We start from the raw sequence: 3,032 nt of genomic DNA on the forward strand, positions 1-3,032 counted from the left end.
CGTGGCGGCGCATCGCGGCCACGGGCGGGCGTCACCGGCCCGCTACGCGCGCAGCAGCTCCTGCCGCGCGTTGAGGAAATCGGCCGCGGTGATCGCCTTGCCGCCGTCGCGCTGCAGGGTGCGGATGCGCAGCACGCCTTCGCCGCAGGCCACGTCGAGCCCCTCGCGACCGGCACGCAGCAGGGTGCCCGGCACCGCATCGTGCGCCTGATCCAGCGCGACCGCGCCGTGGATGCGCAGGCGCTCGCCGGCCAGTTGGCATTCGGCCACCGGCCACGGATTGAACGCGCGCACGGTGTCGGCCAGCGCGACCGCCGGGCGGCTCCAGTCGAGCCGCGCCTCGCCCTTGTCGAGCTTGTGCGCGTAGGTCACGCCCTCCTCGGGCTGCGGCTGCGGCACCGGCAGGATGCCCGCACGCAGCAGGCCCAGGCCGTCGGCCAGGACCTGCGCACCGAGCATCGACAGGCGGTCGTGCAACTGCCCGCCGGTCTCCTCGGCAGCGATGGACAGGGACTGCGACAGCAGCACCGGACCGGTGTCCAGGCCCTTCTCCATCCGCATCAGGCAGACCCCGCTTTCGCGGTCGCCGGCCTGGATCGCGCGCTGGATCGGCGCCGCGCCGCGCCAGCGCGGCAGCAGCGAGGCATGCACGTTCCAGCAGCCATGGGCGGGGATGTCGAGCACCGACTGCGGCAGGATCAGGCCGTAGGCGACCACCACCATCAGGTCCGGCTGCAGCGCGCGCAGGGTCGCCTTGGACGCGGCGCTGCGGAAGTTCTCCGGCTGCTCCACCGCAATGCCCAGCTCCTGCGCCACCCGCTTGACCGGCGACGGTGCCAGCCCACGGCCCCGGCCGGCCGGACGGTCGGGCTGGGTGTAGACGGCGACGACCTCGCCATGACGGGCGGCGGCGCGCAGGCAGGGAACGGCGAAGTCGGGGGTGCCGGCGAAGACGATTCTCATGCGGAACAACCGGAAAGGGGGGCGTGCAGCCTACGCACAATCGCCGCGATCGGCACGCGTCCGCTCGACCGGCCCGAAGCCCGCGCGCCGGTGCCGGTCACCGCCTCCCGGCCGCGGTCAGGCGGCGTTGCGGCGCGCCTTGGCCAGTTTCTTGCGGACCATTTCGCGCTTGAGCGGCGACAGATAGTCGACGAACAACTTGCCCAGCAGGTGGTCCATCTCGTGCTGGATGCACACCGCCAGCACGCCGTCGGCTTCCAGCGTCTGCGGCTTGGCGTCGCGATCGAGGTAGTTGACGGTGATGCGGTCGGCGCGGGTCACGTCGGCGAAGATGCCGGGTACCGACAGGCAGCCTTCCTGGTAGACCTGCTCGCCGTCGTGGGCGGTGATCTCGGGATTGATGAAGACCATCGGCCGGTCGCGCTCCTCGCTGACGTCTATCACCATGAAGCGCTGGTGCACGTCGACCTGACTCGCCGCCAGGCCGATGCCCGGCGCTTCGTACATGGTCTCGAACATGTCGTCGAGCAGTTGCTGGAACTCCGGCGTGGTCACGCGGGCGGGATCGACCGGCGTGGCGACGGTGCGCAGCCGGGAATCGGGAAATTCGAGAATGGGAAGCTGTGCCATGACGATAGAAAAATGGGGGCGCCTGTCACAGAGGCAAGCAGGACATTGATTGTAACGCCGATATTGGGCGCTCGGGGCTTGCAACCCCGCGTAACTTCTGGGCTATAGTGCCGTTGGCCCTCGCCGGGGAACGGCGCGCGGGCAAACCTGCAAGGGGAATCAGGTAGATGGCTGCCATGTTTAAACCGATTCGCGCGGTTGTTGCCGCTGCGTTGTTCACGATCGCCACCTATGGCCTCGCGGCCGAAATGCGAGGCGATCACCCCGACACCTATGTCGTGAAGCGGGGCGATACCCTCTGGGACATCGCCGGCAAATTTCTGCAGAAGCCTTGGCTGTGGCCGGAGATCTGGCAGGCCAATCCGCAGATCCGCAACCCGCATCTGATCTATCCGGGCGACGTGATCTCGCTGGCCTACCTCAACCGGGTCGGCGTCGAGCCGGGCCCGCGCCAGGAAGCGCCGATCACCGGCGTGCCGCTGGCCGATGTCGAGGCCTTCCTGAAGGATCTCAGCGTCGTCGACAGCATCGAGGGCATGCCCTACGTGGTCGGCCTGGAGGAGGACCGCCTGCGCGGCGCCGAGGGCCAGGCGATCTACGTCTCCGGCCTGGACAACGCCCAGCCGGGCGAGCGCTACTCGGTGGTGCGCCCGACCCAGCGCTACACCCATCTCGACCGCACCGCCTGCTGCGACCGCTTCCACAGCGACGATCTCGACTTCCGCGGCAAGCGCCACCACATCGACTTCGAGCGGGCCTGGAGCGACGCGTTCACGCCCGACAACGGCAGCGAGATGCTCGGCTACGAGCTGCACAAGCTGACCACCGCGACGGTCAGCCGCGGCCTGGTCGAGGGTGTCGAGGTGGTGACCCTGGTGGTCGACGACACCGGTCGCGAGATCCGCGCCGGCGACCGGCTGGTGCCGGTGCAGGCGCAGCCCTACGACCTGCAGTTCTTCCCGCACGCACCGACGCAGACCTTCGAATACGGCCGCGCCCGCATCCTGGCGGTCGCCGACGCCATCAAGTACGGCGGTCGCCGCGACGTGGTCGCGCTGTCGGTCGGCGCCCGCGACGGCATCGACAACGGCACCGTGTTCTCCAGCTGGCGCGAGGGCAGCAACGCGGTCGACCGGGTCAAGATCGGCACCAACCGCAGCGAGTACCTGGTCGGCGACAGCAGCCGTGCCCGCCTGCCCGACGAGTTCGCCGGTCACATCATGGTGTTCCGCACCTTCGACAAGGTCAGCTACGGCCTGGTCATGGACGGTATCCGTCCGGTCAAGGTCGGCCACCACCTCAAGCACCCGGACGCGACCCACTGAGCGGGTCGCGACAGGATCGGAAGTTTCCGATCCGGACACTGGACGGCGCCCGAGGGCGCCGTCTTCGTTTGTGGCCCAGGCTCGGGTCATGGATGCGATCGAACCCCGCCCCGC

General features: G+C 69.3%; 3 protein-coding genes. 1 reads left to right on the plus strand and 2 read right to left on the minus strand.

Annotation, left to right across the window (positions count from 1 at the left end; translation table 11 throughout):
• Positions 1-42: 42 nt before the first annotated feature.
• The gene (fmt, locus tag FKV24_RS07515; RefSeq protein ID WP_141481939.1) at positions 43-963 is read right to left on the minus strand and encodes a methionyl-tRNA formyltransferase; all 921 of its coding nucleotides are present in this window, start codon (positions 961-963) and stop codon (positions 43-45) included.
• Positions 964-1,080: 117 nt separating this feature from the next.
• Entirely contained in the window at positions 1,081-1,593 is a 513-nt protein-coding gene (gene def, locus FKV24_RS07520; RefSeq protein WP_111265299.1) for a peptide deformylase, read from the minus strand.
• A 176-nt stretch (positions 1,594-1,769) separates the two neighbouring features.
• Between def and FKV24_RS07525 the strand changes: the two genes are divergently transcribed.
• On the plus strand, positions 1,770-2,918 hold the full coding sequence (locus FKV24_RS07525; RefSeq protein WP_111265298.1) for a LysM peptidoglycan-binding domain-containing protein: 1,149 nt from the start codon (positions 1,770-1,772) through the stop codon (positions 2,916-2,918).
• The last annotated feature ends 114 nt before the right edge of the window (positions 2,919-3,032 follow it).

This window comes from Marilutibacter maris, assembly GCF_006546735.2.
Taxonomy (GTDB): Bacteria; Pseudomonadota; Gammaproteobacteria; order Xanthomonadales; family Xanthomonadaceae; genus Marilutibacter; species Marilutibacter maris.

Bases quoted from the DNA above. Each gene is read 5' to 3' on its own strand.
- fmt (WP_141481939.1), bottom strand. From the start codon at position 963: ATGAGAATCGTCTTCGCCGGCACCCCCGACTTCGCCGTTCCCTGCCTG.
- def (WP_111265299.1), bottom strand. From the start codon at position 1,593: ATGGCACAGCTTCCCATTCTCGAATTTCCCGATTCCCGGCTGCGCACC.
- FKV24_RS07525 (WP_111265298.1), top strand. From the start codon at position 1,770: ATGTTTAAACCGATTCGCGCGGTTGTTGCCGCTGCGTTGTTCACGATC.